This window comes from Chamaesiphon sp. OTE_75_metabat_556 (assembly GCF_031378165.1).
GTDB lineage: Bacteria > Cyanobacteriota > Cyanobacteriia > Cyanobacteriales > Chamaesiphonaceae > Chamaesiphon.
Map to the genome: position 1 here is coordinate 1 of NZ_JANNDR010000563.1, position 2,998 is coordinate 2,998.

Below are 2,998 nucleotides of genomic sequence, written 5' to 3' on the forward strand. Positions count from 1 at the left end.
GTTCGATCTCGCGCAGCCGCCGATTGGCAACAGCAGTCCCGACGCTCAGATCGTCTTGCCCAGTAGATCGGTGCAACAATACCAGAAAAGCTGCCAGCATCGTCATGAACAGAGTGACACCCTCGCGACGACTGAGCACTCGCAGGGATTCACACAATGCCACTGGCAACTCCATGCGCACCTGATCGCCATTGTAGGTTTGCTCTGGCGGTCGGGGGCGATCGTAAGGTAATTCTAACAACGGTGGGCTACCAGCTAACTGCTGCTGCCAATAAGCCGCTTGCGCTGCGGCGGCGGGACTTTCGACCCATGCTCGTTGCCAATGGGCAAAATCGGCGAATTGCTGGATTTGTGCGGTCAATGGGTTCGGATAACCCCCAGAGAATGCTCGATACAGCTCCAGCAATTCACCCAGAAATACATTAAATGACCAACCATCATGAACGATATGATGCTCGATGTGAAGTAATAAATGCGATCGATCGCTCAATCTCAACAACACCCACCGCACTAAGGGGAGTTGATTGATGTCTAGGGGCTGTTGCACCTGCGCCGCAACTAGCCGTTGAGCTGCTGTTTCTCGCTCAGACTCAGGCAATGTCTGGAGGTCAACCACGGTGAAGTCGATCGGTTGATGTGGGTGGATCACCTGAAATAGCCGTCCATTTACCGCTGGATAAGTCGTGCGAAAGATTTCATGCCGCTGCACGATCTCGTCGAGGCACTGTTGTAATACTGGCAGATCGAGATCGCCGCTGAATCTCATCGTTGCCTGGAATTGATAGGCACTACTTTCCGGAGCCAATTGTTGGATGAAGTAGATCCGCTCTTGAGTAAAGGAGACTGGTAAGAGTCCCTCCCGCGCAATGCGTGGGATGGTAGCACTTGGCAACTGCGGATCTAGTGGCTGAGCGCGATCGATCTGGTTGGCGAAACCTGCTAAGGTGGGGCTGTCAAATAGTCGATCGAAAGACAACTCCACTTGAAACACTTCGCGCACACGCACCAACATCTGAGTGGCAATCAGGGAATGACCGCCCAGATCGAAAAAATGGTCGTGCGCACCAATCTGCTCGACTCCCAGTAACTCCGACCAGATCGGTGCTAATTTTTGCTCGATGGGATGACGCGGCGCAATATAGGTGGCGGCATCGGGGCGCGATCGATCGGGTGCTGGCAGATTGTGCCGATCCACCTTCCCATTAGCGGTGAGCGGCCAGGAGTCGAGGATCGCCACTACGTCTGGCACCATATAGTGGGGCAGATGCTCTTGCAGGAAGCATTTCAAGGTAGTCGCCAGCGCATCAAGTGGTTGAGTGGGAACGACATAAGCAACCAACCGTCGATCGCCAGGAATGTCTTCACGGGCAATTACTACTGCCTGTTGGACAGCGGAATGCTGGCTCAACAGTGCCTCAATTTCGCCTAGTTCGATCCGAAAACCGCGCAGCTTGACTTGACGATCGATTCGTCCCAAAAATTCAATATTGCCATCGCTCAAGTAGCGTGCTAAGTCACCTGTTTTGTATAATCTACTCCCGGCTGTCTGCTCGAACGGATGGGGAATAAAACTTGCCGCAGTTAATTCAGGACGGTTGAGGTAGCCGCGTGCCAAACCGTCGCCGCCAATATATAATTCACCAGGAGTACCGATCGGCACTGGTTGCAGTTGGGAGTTGAGGATATAGACTTGGGTATTAGAGATCGGGCGACCAATCGGTACGTTTGTCGCATCTGCGGGAACATCCTCGACTAGATACCAACAAGCAAAAGTTGTACTCTCAGTCGGCCCATAAACGTGCAGCAATCGCTGTGGCGCACCATTCTTCAACACTGCTGCGACTGCCTGGGGATCGACCGCCTCACCGCCAAATAACAGGTGTCGCAGGTCTGTAAATGCCTGGGGGACAACGCTGGCTAACTGATTAAATAAAGCTGTGGTCAAAAATAACCCACTAATCTCTTGTTCGCGAAGATAGGCGGCGAACTGATGGGGCGAAAGCACTACCTGCTGAGGAATTATCACCAACCGCGCCCCGTGCAGTAGCGATCCCCAAATCTCGAAAGTGGCGGCATCAAAGGCCGAATTTGCGGCTTGGGCAATCCGATCGTCAGGTGCCAACTGGATATAATTGGTGTTGCAGACTAACCGATTGACAGCCTGATGGGTTACAGCGACTCCCTTGGGTGTGCCTGTAGAACCAGAAGTATAGATCACATAAGCGATGTTTTCTGCCGTTACGTTGCTAGTAGCATTCTCTTTGCTCTGGAGATCGATCGATTCCCAGTCTGTATCCAGACACACTACCTGTGCGCCACTAGCAGTAAACTCTGCACCAAATTTTTGCTCAGTCAATAGCACCTGGACTTGAGCATCACAGAGCATGAAGCTTAGACGCTCTTGAGGATAGGTGGGATCTAGCGGCACATAAGCTCCACCCGCCTTGAGGATGCCTAACATGCCGACGATCGTCGCGATCGATCGATCGACACAAATCCCCACCAAAACTTCCGGTTTCACACCCAAAGATTGCAGATAACGCGCTACTTGATTAGCGCGGTGATTCAACTCCTGATAGGTTAGTTGCTGTTCATTGCAGACGACAGCAATACTATCTGGGGTTGTTGCTACTTGTGCCGCAAATAATTGATGGATGCACAAATGCTGAGGATAATCTACCGTTGTATCATTCCATGCCACTAAGATTTGCTGTCGCTCTGACTCAGTTAAAGCAGCATCACCATCATCGATAGATTGAGTAGGGTTAATTATAATTTCTTTCATATAAATAGATAAATTTTATGCCGTAATTCATCTAAGCTCGACTTTATCCATTTTAAAACCTTCGTGTTGGAAACTGGCTCCCAGACTCGCTCTCGTCGAACCGACTTTTCACAGATCGATAAAACAGGCGATATTCAAAAAGTCCAACCTGCTATAACCGTTATGGCTAGACGGTTAGATCCAAAGCGATCGAAAATGGATAAAGTCGAGCTA

1 protein-coding gene is annotated in these 2,998 nt (G+C 50.7%); it reads right to left on the reverse strand.

Annotated elements, in window-relative coordinates:
- A partial coding sequence (locus tag RMO27_RS22015) for an amino acid adenylation domain-containing protein (RefSeq protein WP_309736612.1) occupies positions 1-2,785 on the reverse strand: 2,785 nt, incomplete at its 3' end.
- Between the last annotated feature and the right edge of the window lie 213 nt (positions 2,786-2,998).